This window comes from Micromonospora sp. NPDC049366, assembly GCF_044466625.1.
Classification (GTDB): Bacteria; Actinomycetota; Actinomycetes; order Mycobacteriales; family Micromonosporaceae; genus Micromonospora.
In genome coordinates this window covers 282639-298455 of sequence record NZ_JBITMV010000005.1, presented here as the reverse complement: position 1 = coordinate 298455, position 15817 = coordinate 282639, and the positions used below count along the sequence as shown (strand labels likewise).

The 15817-nt window shown below is 73.8% G+C and carries 16 protein-coding genes and 1 pseudogene; 12 read left to right on the top strand and 5 right to left on the bottom strand.

Annotated features, from left to right (window positions below; all coding sequences use genetic code 11):
* Nucleotides 1-3 precede the first annotated feature (3 nt).
* Complete coding sequence (locus ACIBTV_RS10580; RefSeq protein WP_396703782.1) at nucleotides 4-1104, top strand: D-alanine--D-alanine ligase family protein; 1101 nt, start codon at nucleotides 4-6, stop codon at nucleotides 1102-1104.
* Nucleotides 1105-1201: 97 nt separating this feature from the next.
* Here ACIBTV_RS10580 and ACIBTV_RS10575 read toward each other — a convergent pair whose 3' ends face one another.
* Nucleotides 1202-1849, bottom strand: a complete 648-nt coding sequence (locus ACIBTV_RS10575; RefSeq protein WP_396703746.1) for a DUF3515 family protein — start codon at nucleotides 1847-1849, stop codon at nucleotides 1202-1204.
* Nucleotides 1850-2083 (bottom strand): Lrp/AsnC ligand binding domain-containing protein, encoded by a 234-nt coding sequence (locus ACIBTV_RS10570; protein WP_088646044.1) that lies wholly within the window; start codon nucleotides 2081-2083, stop codon nucleotides 1850-1852.
* Between the two features lie 144 nt (nucleotides 2084-2227).
* Between ACIBTV_RS10570 and ACIBTV_RS10565 the strand changes: the two genes are divergently transcribed.
* Nucleotides 2228-3166: a thiamine-phosphate kinase gene (locus tag ACIBTV_RS10565; protein ID WP_396703745.1), complete on the top strand. Its 939-nt coding sequence runs from the start codon at nucleotides 2228-2230 to the stop codon at nucleotides 3164-3166.
* A gap of 28 nt (nucleotides 3167-3194) precedes the next feature.
* Nucleotides 3195-3662, top strand: coding sequence for a GNAT family N-acetyltransferase (locus ACIBTV_RS10560; protein ID WP_396703744.1), 468 nt, complete (start codon nucleotides 3195-3197; stop codon nucleotides 3660-3662).
* 49 nt (nucleotides 3663-3711) lie between these two features.
* On the opposite strand, the gene ACIBTV_RS10555 is transcribed toward ACIBTV_RS10560, so the two are convergent.
* Together ACIBTV_RS10555 and rpmB are read right to left on the bottom strand one after the other, a co-directional pair.
* Nucleotides 3712-4968, bottom strand: coding sequence for an ATP-grasp domain-containing protein (locus ACIBTV_RS10555; protein WP_396703743.1), 1257 nt, complete (start codon nucleotides 4966-4968; stop codon nucleotides 3712-3714).
* 173 nt (nucleotides 4969-5141) lie between these two features.
* Nucleotides 5142-5333, bottom strand: coding sequence for a 50S ribosomal protein L28 (gene rpmB, locus ACIBTV_RS10550; protein WP_091064024.1), 192 nt, complete (start codon nucleotides 5331-5333; stop codon nucleotides 5142-5144).
* Between the two features lie 239 nt (nucleotides 5334-5572).
* Here rpmB and ACIBTV_RS10545 point away from each other — a divergent pair, with 239 nt between their 5' ends.
* Entirely contained in the window at nucleotides 5573-7207 is a 1635-nt protein-coding gene (locus ACIBTV_RS10545) for a DAK2 domain-containing protein (RefSeq protein WP_396703742.1), read from the top strand.
* Nucleotides 7204-9426 (top strand): ATP-dependent DNA helicase RecG, encoded by a 2223-nt coding sequence (recG, locus tag ACIBTV_RS10540; protein ID WP_396703741.1) that lies wholly within the window; start codon nucleotides 7204-7206, stop codon nucleotides 9424-9426. The genes ACIBTV_RS10545 and recG overlap by 4 nt, the downstream gene beginning before the upstream one ends.
* A gap of 148 nt (nucleotides 9427-9574) precedes the next feature.
* Here recG and ACIBTV_RS10535 read toward each other — a convergent pair whose 3' ends face one another.
* Nucleotides 9575-11077, bottom strand: a complete 1503-nt coding sequence (locus ACIBTV_RS10535; RefSeq protein ID WP_396703740.1) for a cell wall anchor protein — start codon at nucleotides 11075-11077, stop codon at nucleotides 9575-9577.
* 313 nt (nucleotides 11078-11390) lie between these two features.
* Here ACIBTV_RS10535 and rsmD point away from each other — a divergent pair, with 313 nt between their 5' ends.
* The 7 genes and pseudogenes from rsmD to rnc form a co-directional block, all read left to right on the top strand.
* Nucleotides 11391-11954, top strand: coding sequence for a 16S rRNA (guanine(966)-N(2))-methyltransferase RsmD (gene rsmD, locus ACIBTV_RS10530; RefSeq protein WP_396703739.1), 564 nt, complete (start codon nucleotides 11391-11393; stop codon nucleotides 11952-11954).
* Nucleotides 11951-12439: a pantetheine-phosphate adenylyltransferase gene (gene coaD / locus ACIBTV_RS10525; RefSeq protein WP_091591097.1), complete on the top strand. Its 489-nt coding sequence runs from the start codon at nucleotides 11951-11953 to the stop codon at nucleotides 12437-12439. Before rsmD ends, coaD begins: the two co-directional genes overlap by 4 nt.
* A gap of 169 nt (nucleotides 12440-12608) precedes the next feature.
* Complete coding sequence (locus ACIBTV_RS10520) at nucleotides 12609-13106, top strand: hypothetical protein (protein ID WP_091591095.1); 498 nt, start codon at nucleotides 12609-12611, stop codon at nucleotides 13104-13106.
* A 109-nt stretch (nucleotides 13107-13215) separates the two neighbouring features.
* Complete coding sequence (locus ACIBTV_RS10515) at nucleotides 13216-13779, top strand: YceD family protein (protein ID WP_396703738.1); 564 nt, start codon at nucleotides 13216-13218, stop codon at nucleotides 13777-13779.
* A gap of 5 nt (nucleotides 13780-13784) precedes the next feature.
* Nucleotides 13785-13958 carry a 50S ribosomal protein L32 gene (rpmF, locus tag ACIBTV_RS10510; RefSeq protein ID WP_396703737.1) on the top strand — a complete coding sequence of 58 codons (174 nt, stop codon included), beginning with the start codon at nucleotides 13785-13787 and terminating at the stop codon, nucleotides 13956-13958.
* Between the two features lie 114 nt (nucleotides 13959-14072).
* Nucleotides 14073-15053 (top strand): phosphate acyltransferase PlsX, encoded by a 981-nt coding sequence (locus tag ACIBTV_RS10505; RefSeq protein WP_396703736.1) that lies wholly within the window; start codon nucleotides 14073-14075, stop codon nucleotides 15051-15053.
* Nucleotides 15050-15796 (top strand): annotated as a pseudogene (rnc, locus tag ACIBTV_RS10500) (ribonuclease III); the annotation flags it as partial. The gene ACIBTV_RS10505 and the pseudogene rnc, both read left to right, overlap by 4 nt.
* Between the last annotated feature and the right edge of the window lie 21 nt (nucleotides 15797-15817).

Below are 15817 nucleotides of genomic sequence, written 5' to 3'. Positions count from 1 at the left end.
GGAGTGACCACCCCAGGCAAGACCCGCGTGGCGATCGTCTTCGGCGGCCGTAGCCCGGAGCACGGCATCTCCGCCGTCAGCGCCGGCAGTGTGATCGGGGCGCTGGACCCGGACGAGTACGAGGTGGTGCCGGTCGGCATCACCCGGGCCGGGCAGTGGGTGCTCACCAGCGGCGACCCCGCCCAGCTCGCCATCGACGCCCGGCAGCTGCCGGAGATCACCGCGGACTCCGGCGTGGACCTCGTGCTGCGCGCCGACCCGACGGGCAACGGCCTGATGGTGCTCGACCCGGCGGAGGGGCCCCGGGCCCTGGCCGATGTGGACGTGGTCTTCCCGGTGCTGCACGGCGCGTACGGCGAGGACGGCACCATCCAGGGCATGCTGGAGATGGCCGGCATCCCGTACGTCGGGGCGAACGTCTTCGCGTCCGCCGCCGCCATGGACAAGGAGTTCACCAAGAAGCTCTGCGCCGCCGAGGGCATCCCGGTCGGTCCGTACGTGGTGCTGCGCAACGGCATGACGCTGACCGAGGCGGACAAGGAGCGGCTCGGCCTGCCGGTCTTCGTGAAGCCGTCCCGTGCCGGCTCGTCGTTCGGCATCACCAAAGTCAGCGACTGGGCCGACCTGGACGCGGCGGTCGCCACCGCCCGCCAGATCGACCCGAAGGTGCTGATCGAGGGCGCGATCGTCGGCCGGGAGATCGAGTGCGGCGTGCTGGAGGGCGAGGCCGGCGGCGCGCCCGAGGCCTCCGTGCTGGCCGAGGTGCGGGTGATCGCCGACCACGACTGGTACGACTTCGAGGCGAAGTACCTCGACGACTCCTGCGAGTACGACATTCCCGCCGGCCTGCCCGACCGGGTGACCCGGCAGGTCCAGGAGTACGCCGTGCGTGCCTTCACCGCGCTGGACTGCGCGGGGCTGGCCCGGGTCGACTTCTTCGTCACCCCCGAGCTGGACGTCTACCTCAACGAGATCAACACGATGCCGGGCTTCACGCCCACGTCGATGTTCCCCCGCATGTGGGCGGCCGCCGGCCTGGAGTACCCGAAGCTCGTCGACCGCCTCATCCGCACCGCGCTCACGCGCGGCGTCGGCCTGCACTGAACGCCGTCGCCAGCCGGGCTGGCCTGAACGCCGTCGCGAGCCGCGTCGGCCGGGGTCGCCCGTCGCCGGGCCGTCCCGCCGGCGGCGGGGGCCGAGGTCAGCCCTGGCAGCCGGCGGGAGCGTCGCCGCCGGAGGGCACCGTGGCGACGATCGTGTCGGAGATCGGGGACACCCACTGCAACGGCTGCCCGTACGTGCGCGGCACCGAGACCGCGACCGGGGTCTCCCGGTCGAGGGTGGTGAGCACGGTGGCGTCCGCCTGCTCGGCGGCGTACCAGCAGACCTTGTTGACCCGCCAGACGTCGTCGGTCGCCCCGACGGTCGGCTCCGCGCCGCCGCAGGCGACGGTGAGCGCCGGGTCGCCGTACGCGGCGTTCTGCTCCGGGCCGGCGGTCACCGGGCGCTGGTTCAGGTCGCGCAGCGTCGGCGGCAGCTGGGAGAGCAGGGCGCGGCACAGCGTCGCCGGACGGGCGGCCAGCGCCGGGGCGGTCATCTCGACCGGGGCGGTGGACTGCGCCCGGGCGGTCGTCGCCGACGGGCTGGGCGCGGGCGCCGGGGCGTCCGGGGTGAGCTGGGCGAAGGTCAAGCCGGCCACCACGAGCGTGATGGGCAGGGCGACCAGCGTCGCGATCAGGGCGGCGCGGCGGTTGGTGCGGTCCGGCCGGGCGGTGCCGTCGTCGACCGTGGCCGGGCTCTCGTCGGCCCGGTCCCGGTCGTCGACGGACGAGGTAGTGATCTTGTCCACTTACAGACGCACCACCGAACACGTGAGGGTGCGGGTGATGCCGGGCACCATCTGCACGTTGCTGACGATGAGTTTGCCGAGCTCGTCGACGGTGTTCGCCTCGGTGAGGACGACCACGTCGTACGGCCCGGTGACGGCGTCGACGCGTACCACGCCGGCGAGGTCCGCGATGAGCCCGGCCACGTCACGTGCGCGGCCGACCTCGGTCTGGATGAGGATGTACGCCTGTACCACGACTCGACCTCCCTCCGTCGCCGCCTCGGCGGCCCGAAGGGTGAAACTACCTTACGGAGCAGGTCCGATCCCTATCGGTGGTCGAGGAGAAGCGGTGAGCGAGCGCGGCGGTGCCGGGCGGGCGGAGCGGAACGAGGTGGCGGGTTGAGCGTCGCGGGGCTCGGCGAGTTCGGGTTGATCGAGAGGGTGACGGCGCGGCTCGCACACGGGCCGGCGACCCTGCTCGGCCCCGGCGACGACGCGGCGGTGATCGCCGCTCCGGACGCGCGGGTCACCGCGTCGACCGACGTGCTGGTCGAGGGGCGGCACTTCCGGCGGGACTGGTCGAGCGCCCGCGACGTCGGGCACCGGGCCGCCGCGGCGAACCTGGCCGACATCGTGGCCATGGGGGCCTCCCCGACGGCCCTGCTGGTGGCCCTCTGCATGCCGGCGGACCTGGAGGCGCGCTGGGCCGAGGAGTTGGCCGACGGGCTGGCCGCCGAGGCGGCGACGGTGGGCGCCAGCGTGGTCGGCGGGGACATGTCCGCCAGCCCGACGCTGACCATCGCGGTGACCGCCCTTGGCGACCTGGGTGGCCGGGCGCCGGTGGTGCGCTCCGGCGCCCGGGCCGGGGACGTGGTCGCGCTCGCCGGCCGCACCGGCCACGCCGCGGCAGGGCTGACCGTGCTCTCGCGGGGCTTCCGCACGCCCCGGCTGCTCGTCGAGGCGTACCGGCGGCCGGAGGTGCCGTACCCGGCGGGGCCCGAGGCCGCCCGGCTCGGCGCCACCTCGATGATCGACGTGTCGGACGGGCTGCTGGCCGACCTGGGGCACGTGGCGAAGGCCAGCGGCGTCGGGATCGACCTGCGGCGGGACGCCTTCGAGGTGCCCCGGCAGATGGGCGACGCGGCGCAGGCGCTCGGCGTCGATCCGTACTCCTGGCTCCTCACCGGGGGTGACGACCACGCCCTGGCGGCCACGTTCCCGCCGTCGGTGGTGCTGCCGCCGACCTGGCGACCGATCGGCCGGGTGGTCGTCGGTGCGGGCGTCACCGTCGACGGAGAGCCGTACGCGGGCCCGGCCGGCTGGGATCACTTCCGGTAAGGGTCCGGGCTGGTCGTACCCTTTACCGGTGAGCGACATCGAGATCCACGCCGTGCGCTTCGACTCGCCGGTGGCCCAGCGACTGATCCGGGACGCGTTGGCCGACCTGGGCGCCCGCTACGGCGGCAGCGGCGACGAGACCCCGGTCGACCCGGCCGAGTTCGCCCCGCCGGTCGGTGCCTTCCTCGTCGCCCACCTCGACGGCGAGCCGATCGGCTGCGGCGGCTGGCGCAGCCACGGTGCCGCGGGGGACACGGCCGAGCTGAAGCGGATGTACACGGCACCGGCGGCCCGGGGGCGCGGCGTCGCCCGTGCGGTGCTGGCGGCCGTCGAGCGGTCCGCCCGCGAGCACGGGCGCAAGCGCATGATCCTGGAGTGCGGCGACCGGCAGCCCGAGGCGATCGCGATGTACACGTCGGCGGGCTACGAGCGGATCCCGAACTTCGGCTTCTACAAGGACGCCCCGGGCTGCATCTCCTTCGGCCGTACCCTCTGACGTCCGGGCCCGGCGAACCCGGGCCCGGACGTCGGTGACCCCGGCCGGCTCAGGCGGTCGCGATCTGGATCTGCTCGACGGCCTTGACCGCCGTGGCCGTCGCCCCGGTCGCGTCGGGCCCCCACACCAGAACGTGCCCGCTGCGGGCCAGCGAGTGGGTCACCTCGCCGACGGTGGCGCCGGGCGCGACGTCGACCTGCACGTTCAGCACCCCGGACACCCGGCGCGCGGCACGGACCCCGTCGACGCCGGTGACGGTGCCCGGCGAGGCCAGCAGGAACTCCACCGCCGCCGCGCCGGACGGGCGCGCCGGCAGGGCCGGGCGTTCGCCGCGCAGCGTCCGCAGGTACGCCTCGACGAGCCCGCACTCGTACGCGATCGAGATCAGCGCCGTGATCATGTCCCCGGGGAGCCGGGCGGCGCACTCGACCAGCGTCGGCTCACCGTCCGCCACGATCCACTCGCTGTGCAGCACGCCGGTGCGGAAGCCGGCCGCGCGGCCGAGCCGGGTGGCCGCGTCGAGCAGCCTCCGCTGGACCTCCGGCGGCAGGAGGGACGGGACGGTGTGCCCGGTCTCCACCGGGCGGCGCCCGGGCTGCACCCGCTTGTCCGTGACGTTGCCGAAGATCACCTCGCCGTCGGCGACCAGCAGCTCGACGCTGTGCTCCCGGCCGTCGAGGACCTGCTCCACGAGGACCTCGGTCGGCAGCCCGCGCCCGGTGGCGTCCGGCGGTGACTCGGGTGCGGCCGACTCGGCCCAGGCCCCGGCGACCTGCTCCGGGTCGCTGAGGATCTGCACGCCGAGGCTGCCCGAGCGGCGGGTGGGCTTCAGCACGCACCGGCCGCCGTGGCGGCGGGCGAACGCGGCGGCCGCCGCGGGGTCGTCGACCAGCGCGAAGGCGGGATTGGCCAGGCCGGCCTCGGCCGCCAGCAGCCGCATCCGGTGCTTGTCGGAGAAGATCTCGGCGGCGGTGACACCCGCGCCGGGCAGACCCAGCGCGTCGGCCAGCTGGGCGGCGGCGCGGACCGCGTACTCCAGGCCCGGCATGATCAGCCGGGCGGTGGCGAGCCCGGGCTCGCGGGCGAGCAGCGCCGCGGTGTCCAGCCCGGTCTGGTATTCGACCGGTACGACCCGGGAGATGAGGGGCAGCTGACTGGCCAGCCCCGCGACGTCACGGCGGTCGATGATGTCGGGCTCCTCGACGAGCACCACACTGCCCGGTGGCAGGTCGTCGGCGAACCAGCGCAACATGCCGTGCGAGGCCCCGACGATGATCAGCTCTTCTCGGCCCAGGTCCAGCCCCACGCTCGCCCTCCCCTGGTCGATCCGCCGGCCGGCCCGGCGATCGCGCAGGGAGACCTTAACCGCGCGTACGCGGTTAGTCGACAGGCCGTCGCGTTCCTGTCAGCGCACACGACAGAGCCGGCGGACCGTGTGGTCCGCCGGCTGCGCCGTCGATCAGGTTGGTCTGCGCCAGGTCAGGCGCGGGCGACCTTGCCGGCCTTGATGCAGGAGGTGCAGACCTGCAGCTTCTTGGTGGTGCCGCCACCGGCCGGGGTGCGCACCGACTGGATGTTCGGGTTCCAGCGGCGGTTGGTCTTCTTCTTGGACCAGGGCACGTTGTGGCCGAAGCCCGGCCCCTTGCCACAGACGTCGCACACGCTAGCCACGGGATACTCCTGGGATTTGAAACGTTCATGAGGTCGCGGGCAGGCGCTGCCCGGGCAACCTGGTCAGGTTACCCGATGACCGGCGGACCTGCCCAACCGGGCCTGGCCGCACCCCGAGCACCGCCGCCGCCCGCCGATGCCGTGCCCCGACGATACCCACGCCCCGCGCCGACCCGGGTGCGGCGGGACACGCCCGGGCGAGCCCGACGGCCGTCGGTGTCCGCCAGTAGGCTTCTCGCGTGCTGGACACCCTCGACGCCGCCGCGGTCCGCCGCTGGTGCGCGGGCGGGCTGGCCGCGCTCAAGCAGCACCAGGCCGAGATCGACCAGCTCAACGTCTACCCGGTGCCCGACGGTGACACCGGCACCAACCTCGTGCTCACCCTGACCTCCGCCCAGCAGGCTCTCGCCATGGACCTGGACACCGGGCCGGACGGCACGGCGACCCCGCACGGGCACGCGTTGCGGCTGATGGCCCGCGGCGCGCTGCTGGGCGCCCGGGGCAACTCCGGTGTGATCCTGTCGCAGATCCTGCGCGGCTTCGCCGACGCCGCCGCGGTCACGCCGGCCCTGCGCGGCCGGGAGCTGGCCGCCGCGCTGCGGGACGCGACGGCGGCCGCCTACGCGGCGGTCGCCCGGCCGGTGGAGGGCACTCTGCTCAGCGTGGTCGCGGCGGCGGCCACGGCCGCCGAGCGGGCCGACAGCGACGACCTGTGCGCGGTGGTGGGTGCGGCGGCCGGTGAGGCGGCGGCCGCCCTGGCCCGCACCCCCGACCAGCTGCCGGCGCTGGCCCGGGCGGGGGTGGTCGACGCCGGGGGGCGCGGCCTCTGCCTGCTGCTCGACGCCCTGGTCGAGGTGGTGACCGGTGAGCGGCCGGCCCGGGTGGCGCCCGCGCCGCGAGCGCCCCGGCCACCGGCCACCGTCGTCCGGGAGACCGGCTCCGACCAGTACGCCTACGAGGTGCAGTTCCTCCTCGACGCGCAGGGCGCGGCGGTCGACCGGCTGCGCGACGTCCTCGCCGGCCTGGGCGACTCCCTGGTGATCGTCGGTGACGGCGACGGGCCGGAGCCGACCTGGAACGTGCACGTGCACGTCAACGACGTGGGCGCCGCGATCGAGGCGGGAGTGGTCGCCGGCCGGCCGCACCGCATCTCGGTGACCCGCTTCGCCGACCAGACGCCGCCGCCCCCGCCGCTCTCACCGCCTCCCGCGCTGTCGGAGCAGGCCGCGCGGGCCGCCGTGGTGGTCGCACCCGGCGCCGGCATCGCCACCCTGTTCGGCGGCGAGGGCGCGACGGTCGTGCCGGGCAACCCGTCCACCGGTGAGCTCCTCGACGCGATCCGTGCCACCGGGGCGGTCCGGGTGGTGGTGCTCCCCAACGACCCCAACACGCAGGCCGTCGCCGGAGCCGCCGCGAAGGAGGCGCACCGGCTGGGCGTCAAGGTCAGCGTCGTGCCGACCCGGTCCCCGGTGCAGGCGCTGGCCGCGCTCGCCGTCCGCGACCCGGCCCGTCGCTTCGAGGACGACGTCATCGCCATGGCCGAGGCCGCCGGGGCCTGCCGCTACGCCGAGGTCTGCTATGCCAGCCGTGAGGCGCTGACGGTGGCCGGGCCGTGCCGGCCCGGGGACGTGCTGGCCCTGGTCGACGGTGAGGTGCACCTGATCGGCGCCGACCTGGTCGACACGTGCGCCGCCGTGGTCGACCGCATGCTCGGCGGCGGCGGCGAGCTGGTGACCCTGATCTCCGGTGCGGACGCCCCGGCCGGTCTCGTCGACGCGGTCCGCGCCCACGTCGGGCAGCACTGGCCGTTCGTCGAGGTGCACGCCTATCCGGGTGGCCAGCCGCACTATCCGCTGCTGGTGGGGGTGGAATGAGCGAGCCGAACGTCGGCGGCGGCGACGCGGGGGCGACCGTGGACACGCCCCTCAAGAAGCTGGTGGGGGAGAAGACGGCGAAGGCGCTGGCCGCCCACCTCGACCTGCACACGGCCGGTGACCTGATCTACCACTTCCCGCGGCGATACGACGAGCGCGGCGAGCACACCGACATCCGCTCGCTGGACGTCGGCGAGCAGGTCACGGTCCTGGCGCAGGTGCAGCGCACCGCCGTCCGCCCGATGCGTCAGCGCCGGGGCAACCTGCTGGAAGTGACCGTCGGCGACGGCTCGGGCGGGGTCCTCACCCTGACGTTCTTCGGCAACCAGGCGTGGCGCGAGCGGGAGCTGCGCCCCGGTCGGTGGGGTCTCTTCGCGGGCAAGGTCACCGAGTTCCGGGGCAAGCGTCAGCTCAACGGCCCCGAATACGTGCTGCTCGGCGAGGGCGGTGAGGGTGAGGCGGCGGCCAACGAGGAGGTCGAGGAGTTCGCCGGGGCGCTCATCCCGGTCTACCCGGCGGCCGCGGCCGTGCCCACCTGGGTCATCGCCCGCTGCGTCCGGGTGGTGCTGGACACCGTCACCCCGCCGGAGGACCCGCTGCCGGTGACCGTCCGGGCCGGCCGCAACCTGGTCGGGTTGGGCCCGGCGCTGCGCGAGATCCACCGTCCGTCCAGCAAGGAGGACCTCTACCGGGCCCGGCGCCGGCTCAAGTGGGACGAGGCGTTCGCGGTGCAGCTGACGCTGGTGCAGCGCAAGCACCGGGCCGCGGACTGGCCGGCCCGGCCCCGCCCGGAGCGCCCGGGCGGCCTGCTCGACGCGTTCGACGCCCGGCTCCCGTACGAGCTGACCCCGGGGCAGCGGGACGTCGGCCGGGAGATCGCCGCCGACCTGGCCACCCCGCACCCGATGCACCGGCTGCTGCAGGGCGAGGTCGGATCGGGCAAGACCGTCGTCGCGCTGCGGGCGATGCTCCAGGTCGTCGACGCCGGTGGGCAGGCCGCGCTGCTCGCGCCGACCGAGGTGCTCGCCGCCCAGCACCACCGGGGGATGCTCGACCTGCTCGGGCCGCTGGCCCGGGCCGGTGAGCTGGACGCCGCCGAGCACGCCACCCGCGTCGAGTTGGTCACCGGTTCGCTCGGGGCCGCCGCCCGACGGCGGGCGCTGGCCGAGGTGGCGCAGGGGCGGGCCGGGATCGTGCTCGGCACCCACGCCCTGCTCTACGAGGGGGTCGACTTCGCCGACCTCGGGTTGGTGGTGGTCGACGAGCAGCACCGGTTCGGCGTCGAGCAGCGGGACGCGCTGCGCGCCAAGGCCGACCAGCCGCCGCACGTGCTGGTGATGACGGCGACGCCGATCCCGCGCACGGTCGCGATGACGGTCTACGGCGACCTGGAGATCTCCACGCTCTCCCAGCTGCCCCGGGGCCGCTCGCCGATCGCCTCGCACGTGGTGCCGGCCGCGGAGAAGCCCGCCTTCCTGGACCGGGCGTGGCGCCGGCTCCGCGAGGAGGTGGCGGCCGGGCATCAGGCGTACGTGGTGTGCCCGCGCATCGGTGAGGGCCCGGCCGACGAGGAGGAGCCGCCCCGCGAGGACGACAACGGCCGCCGCCCGCCGCTGGCGGTCACCGAGGTGGCGCCGCTGCTCGCCGAGGGGCCGCTGCACGGGCTGCGGATCGGCGTGCTGCATGGGCGGCTGCCGGCCGACGAGAAGGACGCGGTGATGCGGTCCTTCGCCGCCGGGCAGCTCGACGTGCTGGTGGCCACCACCGTCGTTGAGGTCGGCGTCGACGTGCCGAACGCGACCGTGATGATCGTGCTGGACGCCGACCGGTTCGGGGTCTCCCAGCTGCACCAACTGCGTGGCCGGGTCGGCCGGGGATCGGCGGCCGGGCTGTGCCTGCTGGTCAGCGAGGCGCCGGAGGGCAGCCCCGCGCGGGAACGCCTCGACGCGGTGGCGTCCACCACGGACGGCTTCAAGCTCGCGGAGCTCGACCTGGAGCAGCGCCGGGAGGGCGACGTGCTCGGCGCCACCCAGTCCGGGCGCCGCTCCCATCTGCGTCTGCTGTCGCTGCTGCGCGACGCCGACCTGATCCGGGACGCCCGGGCGGAGGCGATCGCGATCGTCGAGGAGGACCCGGAGCTGGTCCGGCACCCCGCGCTGGCCGCGTCGGTGGCCGCGCTGGTCGACGAGGAACGCGCGGAGTACCTGGAGAAGGGCTGACCGGGCGCGCTGGATCGGCCGCTGTCCCACGGGCCGTGCCCGCCCCACGAGCCGGGAGCGCCCCCCACGTGCCGGTATCCGCTGGTGCCGGAAGACGACGAGGGCGCGTCGACCGATGGTCGACGCGCCCTCGCGGGTCGCTACCGGATCAGGCGGTGAACCGCACCCGACGCCGGCGGGCGACGACGAACAGCACCGCGCCGATGGCCAGCAGGGCCAGGGCGCCGGCGGCGATGCCACCGGCCGCGGCGCCGGTCACCGGCAGGCCCGGCTCCTCGCCGCCGCCACCGCCGCCGCCGCACTCGCCCTCGGGGGTGTAGAGGGCCTCCATCTCGAGCTCCAGCTCGGGAAGGGAGACGAGAGCCTTGTCGGCCTTGCCGGCCTTGAAGGTGACCGACTCGGACTTGCCCGCCGCCACCGTGCGGGTCTCGGTCTTGCCCTCGTAGCTGAACTCGACCTTGACCGGCAGGCCACCCTCCGGGTTGGACGCGGTCAGGGTGAAGTTCTTGCAGTCCGCCTCGGTGGTGACGGTCGGCAGCGGGCAGTCCTCGGGGCGCTGCCACGAGTACGTGCCGCCCTCGATCACCTTGCCGTCGACCAGCACCTCGATCTTGCCGGCGCTCTCGGCGGGCACCACGGTGTCGGTGTTCGCCTTGCCCGGCTCGACGGTGACCTTCTTGGAGAAGCCGTTCTCGCCCTTGACCTCGAACTCGACCGGGTACTTGCTGATCTTGCCGTCGTTGCTGAGCGAGACGGTGACGGTGCCGTCGCAGTTGGAGGCGAAGGTCGACGCCGGAGTGGTGCAGCTCTTGTCACCGCCGTTCCACCAGCCGTTCGGGCCGGTGGAACGGTTGCCCGGGGCGCCCGGCGAGCCGAGCTTCAGGTTGTCGTACCGCTTGCCGCCCTCGACCAGCGGGTCGATGACCGCGTCCTTGTCACCCCAGATCAGGTCGACCTGGGTGTGGCAGTTCGGGATCTCGACGTTCAGCTCGATCTCGGTCTGGTTGCCGCCGACGAAGTCGCTGTCCGGCGTGCCGTAGACGTACTGCGGGGTGGCGAACTGCGGCCGCGGCGCGAAGTACGAGACCAGCGTGAAGTACTGCTTGGTGTCACCGCAGAGCGGCAGGTCGCCGTCCAGCTTGACGGTCGCGGTGCCCTTCGGCCCGTCGAAGGTGTGGCTGTACTTCGCCTTGCTGGCGTCCACGCACGTCGGCGCCGGCTTGCACGGCTTGTCCGCGGCGAGGTTGATGCTGCCCGAGTCCTTGGCGTCCCACCCGGTCACCTGCCAGTAGGCGTGGACGTTGAGCGTGGCCTTCTTGGTGTCGGCGGGGACCCGCTGCACCGCCTTCAGACTGCGGCCCTTGAGGAGCACGGCGCCCTCGAGCGACTTGGTCTCGTCGTCCTTCAGCTTCACCGGGGTGTTCGGCTCGGCGGTCACCTTCTTCAGCGTGGCGTCCTTGTCACGCTCGCTGTTCTCGACCGTCCAGGTGATCACCCGCTCGCCGCTGGCGTTGTCGCACTTCGCGGTGGCCTTGATGGTGGTGTGGTGGGCGCTGGCTGGGGCGGCTACCGCGGCGGCCCCGGTGAGGCCGAGCAGAACGGCCCCCAGGACGGCCAGCGGTCGCCGCAGCGACAGCTTGGTACGGATCACGCGTACTCCCGGGGTGGAAGATCGGGGATGTTGGGGCGGCGGAGGCGGCTGGACGGTCGCTGACGAGCGACGCGCGTCCGATGCGTGTGCCTTGTCCGCTGCCGGGTGCCGGTGCTGCGTCACCGACACCCGGCAGACCCTAGCGACATCGACGTTCGCAGCACAGTCATCAGTCTCCGCTAAGAGTGATGTTATGAATGTGAGATCATTGATATACGTTCCGTGATCCACTCGTCGCGCGTGCGCCACCGACAGTGTCGGTCGGCGGCCTCGCGGCGTCGCGTAGCGTCGTGACCATGAGCGGGAGCAGGCGATGACCCGGATCGTGGCCGGGGCGCTCGGCGGCCGGCGGATCGCCGCGCCGCCCGGCGCCGGGACGCGGCCGACCTCGGACCGGGTGCGGGAGGCGTTGTTCAGCGCGGTGCAGGCCGACATGGACCTGGCCGACGCCCGCGTCGTCGATCTCTACGCCGGGTCCGGCGCGGTCGGCCTGGAGGCGCTGTCCCGGGGGGCCGGGCACGTGCTGCTGGTGGAGCACGACGCGCGGGCGGCGCGGGTGATCCGGGAGAACATCGCCACGCTGGGCGCCGCGCCCGCCGCCCGCCTGGTCGCCGGGAAGGTCGCCACGGTGCTGGCCGGGGGCCCGGAGGGGGAGCCGTACGACCTGGTCTTCGCCGACCCGCCGTACGCGGTGCCGGACGCGGAGATCACCGCCGTGCTGGCCGCGCTGGTCGAGCGCGGCTGGCTGGCGCCCGACGCGCTCGTGGTGGTCGAGCGGTCCAGCCGGAGCACCCCGCTCGCCTGGGTGCCGGGCATCACCGGGGAGCGCAGCCGCCGTTACGGCGAGACCACCCTTTGGTACGGTCGCCGATCATGAGACGTGCGGTGTGTCCCGGTTCGTTCGACCCGGTCACCAACGGACACCTCGACATCATCGGTCGGGCCAGTCGGCTGTTCGACGAGGTGATCGTCGGCGTGCTGGTCAACCAGTCGAAGAGTGGCCTGTTCACCGTCGAGGAGCGGATCGACATGCTCCGCGAGGTGACCGCCTCGTACGACAACGTGCGGGTGGAGTCGTTCCGTGGGCTGCTGGTCGACTTCTGCCGCGCGCAGCAGGCGAGCGTGCTGATCAAGGGCCTGCGGGCGGTCAGCGACTTCGACTACGAGCTCCAGATGGCGCAGATGAACATCGGGCTCGCCGGGGTCGAGACGCTCTTCATGCCGACCAACCCGCTCTACTCGTTCCTCTCCTCCAGCCTCGTCAAGGACGTCGCCAAGTGGGGCGGCGACATCTCCGCGCACGTGCCCGACCGCGTCCGCGCCGAACTCCAGTCCCGCCTCTCGCCGCCTCCCCGCCCCTAAGCCCCCACCCCCTACTCCCGTGGCAACCGCGGCGGCGGGGGCCGGGGGCGGCGCGCCGGTCCGGGCAAGTGCGCGGGCCGGGGCGGTGCGCGCGATGATGGGAGGAGCGGGAATCCGGCCGTAACCCGCATCATGTAGGTCGGCCGACGAACGACAGGGGTGAGGACCGGTGGACCCGCTCGATCGCATCGACGAACTGATCGCCATGGTGGACACGGCGCGGTCCGTGCCGATGTCGCGGAACAACTGCATGGTCGACCGGGGCGAGATGATCGCGGCCCTGGACGAGCTGCGCGCCGAACTCCCCGCCGACCTCCGCCGGGCGGCCGCGCTGCTGGAGGAGCGCGACAAGATCATGGAGGCCGGCAAGCGCGAGGCCGACCGGATCATCAGCGAGGGTGAGGCGGAACACGCCCGGCTGGTCTCGGTGAACGAGATCACCGTCTCGGCCGAGCACGAGGGAGCGCGGATCATCGCCGAGGCCCGCGCCGAGGCGCAGCGGCTGCGCGAGGAGGTCGACGACTACGTCGACACGGCGCTGGCCAACTTCGAGCAGTTCCTGACCCGGGCCCTCGCCTCGATCGAACGCGGCCGGGACAAGATGCACGCGCTGCGGGAGATCGGCACCTTCGCTGGGGACGAGGCGGAACGCCCGCTACCCTTCTGAGCGGCACCTCAACCGCCGGCAGGTGGGGCTGGCTGCGCCCCCGGTTCGACGGTCGGGCGGCCACCCAGGTAACCTTTTTTGTCGGCCTCTCACCGGCCGGAGTCTGACTATGCCCAAACACTCGCCTTCACTACTCGACCCCAGGTCGCCGCTGGTCCTCGACACGAGGGACCTGCCGCGTCGGCCTGGTGCGTTGCGTACGGTCAAGCGGGTCGTGCCGGCACCGGCGGACCTCGGCGTGGAGTTGATCGGCGTGCCGGAGGGCGCGGACCTCGACCTCGACCTGAGGCTGGAGTCGGTGTCCGAGGGGGTGCTCGTCTCCGGGACCGTCAGCGGTCCCATCCGGGGCGAGTGCAGCCGTTGCCTGCGCGAGATCAACGACTCGGTGGTCGTGCGTATCCAGGAGCTGTACGCGTACGAGAACAGCACCACGGACACCACGACCGACGAGGACGAGGTGGGCCGGATGCAGGGCGATCTGATCGACCTGGAACCGGCGCTGCGGGACGCGGTGGTGCTCACGCTGCCGACCAACCCGCTCTGCCGGGAGGACTGCCCAGGCCTGTGCCCCGAATGCGGGGTGCACTGGGACGATCTGCCGGCCGACCACAGCCACCAGCAGATCGACCCGCGATGGGCGAGCCTGTCGCAACTGACCCGTAAAGAGGAGTAAGAACCGTGGCCGTCCCCAAGCGCAAGATGTCGCGCAGCAACACCCGGTCCCGCCGGGCGAACTGGAAGGCGTCCGCGGTCGCGACCGTGGCGTGCCCGCAGTGCAAGTCCCCGAAGCTGCCGCACGCCGCCTGCTCCGTCTGCGGCACGTACAACGGCCGTCAGGTCCTCGAGGTCTGACCTGGACGCCGAGTGACGCCCCCGACCTCGGGTCGGGCGGCGCGCGCACCCTGGCACTCGCCCGGTGCCCCGGCTCCTTCCGACGCCGGCCGGTACGTTCCGGCCGCCGCTGGAGTGGAGCCGGGCACCGCGCGGATCGCCGTTGACCTCCTCGGCGGGGACGACGCTCCCGCCGTCGTGGTTGACGGCGCTCTGCGGGCCGTGCGCGCCGATCCCGACCTCCATTTGCTGCTCGTCGGTCCCTCCGAGGTCGCCGACGCGTTGATCGCCGCCCTCGACCCGGCCGGGCGGTCTCGCATCACCGTGCGGCCGGTCCGCGCCGCCGTCGGCATGGCCGACCACCCGAGTGCCGCGCGGTCGGAGAGCACCGTTCGCGCCGCCGTCACCGCCATCCGCGAGGGCACCGCCGACGCGATGGTCTCCGCCGGCTCGACCGGTGCCACCGTGACCGCCGCCGCGCTCAGCCTCGGCCGCTGGCCGGAGGTCCGCCGGCCGGCCCTGGTCGCCTCGCTCCCCGCCGTCGCCGGCCCCGTCGTCCTGCTCGACGTGGGCGGATCCCTGGAACCCCGCCCGGCCACCCTCGCCCGGCACGCCGTGCTCGGCGCCGCGTACGCGGCCGTCGCGCACGCCGTGACCGCGCCGCGGGTCGGGCTGCTCTCCGTCGGCGTCGAGGCGGGCAAGGGCGATCGGGTGCGTCGCGCCGCCGATCCCGTGCTCGCCACCGAGCCGCTGCCCTGCGACGCCCGCTACGTCGGTCTCGTCGAGGGCTACGACGTCTCGGTCGGCGCGCGCGCCGATGTGGTGGTCACCGACGGTTTCACCGGTAACGTCCTGCTCAAGGCGATCGAGGGCGCGTACGAGATGGCCGGCGGGCCGCCCGCCAACGGCGGCGCTCCCCGTGCCGCCGCCCTGCTCGGCGTCGCCGGAACGGTGGTCGTCTGCCACGGTTCGGCCGGCGCCGACGACGTCGCCTCCGGCATCGCCCTGGCGGCCCACCTGTGGCGCCGACGCGTCACCGACGCCGTCGCCGCGCTGCTCTCCACCAGCGCCGCGGCCGACCACGACCGCACCACCGATGAGGTAGCCACACCATGAGCAACGACAAGCGGCGACGGGCGTCCGTCGGTCACCTCGAGGCCGCGTTCGGCGTGACGCTGGACCCGGAGCTGCTGGAACGCGCGCTGACCCACCGGTCGTACGCGTACGAGAACGGCGGCCTGCCCACCAACGAGCGGCTGGAGTTCCTCGGCGACTCGGTGCTCGGCGTGGTGATCACGACGGCGCTGTTCCACAACCACCCCGACCTTCCGGAGGGGCAGCTGGCCAAGCTGCGCGCCAGCGTGGTCAACATGCGGGCGCTGGCCGATGTGGCGCGCGGCCTCGGCCCGGACGGGCTCGGCGCCTACCTGCTCCTCGGCAAGGGTGAGGAGACCACCGGCGGCCGGGACAAGGCGAGCATCCTCGCCGACACCCTGGAGGCGCTGCTCGGGGCGATCTACCTCCAGTACGGCCTGGACACGGCCGCGATCGTCATCCACCGCCTCTTCGACCCGCTGATGGCGGAGTCGGCCGGCCGGGGCGCCGCGCTGGACTGGAAGACCAGTCTCCAGGAGCTGACGGCGGCGATGGGGCTGGGCGTGCCTGAGTACCGGATCGAGGGCACCGGTCCCGACCACCTGAAGACCTTCACCGCCTGGGTGGTGGTCGCCGGCAACCGCTACGGCGGCGCCGAGGGGCGCAGCAAGAAGGAGGCCGAGCAGCGGGCCGCCGAGGCCGCCTGGCGGAACCTGACCGAGCAGGCCGAGCGGACCGCGCAGGGTGACGGCGGGGAGAGCGCCGCCCAGCCCGGCGAGTCCGGC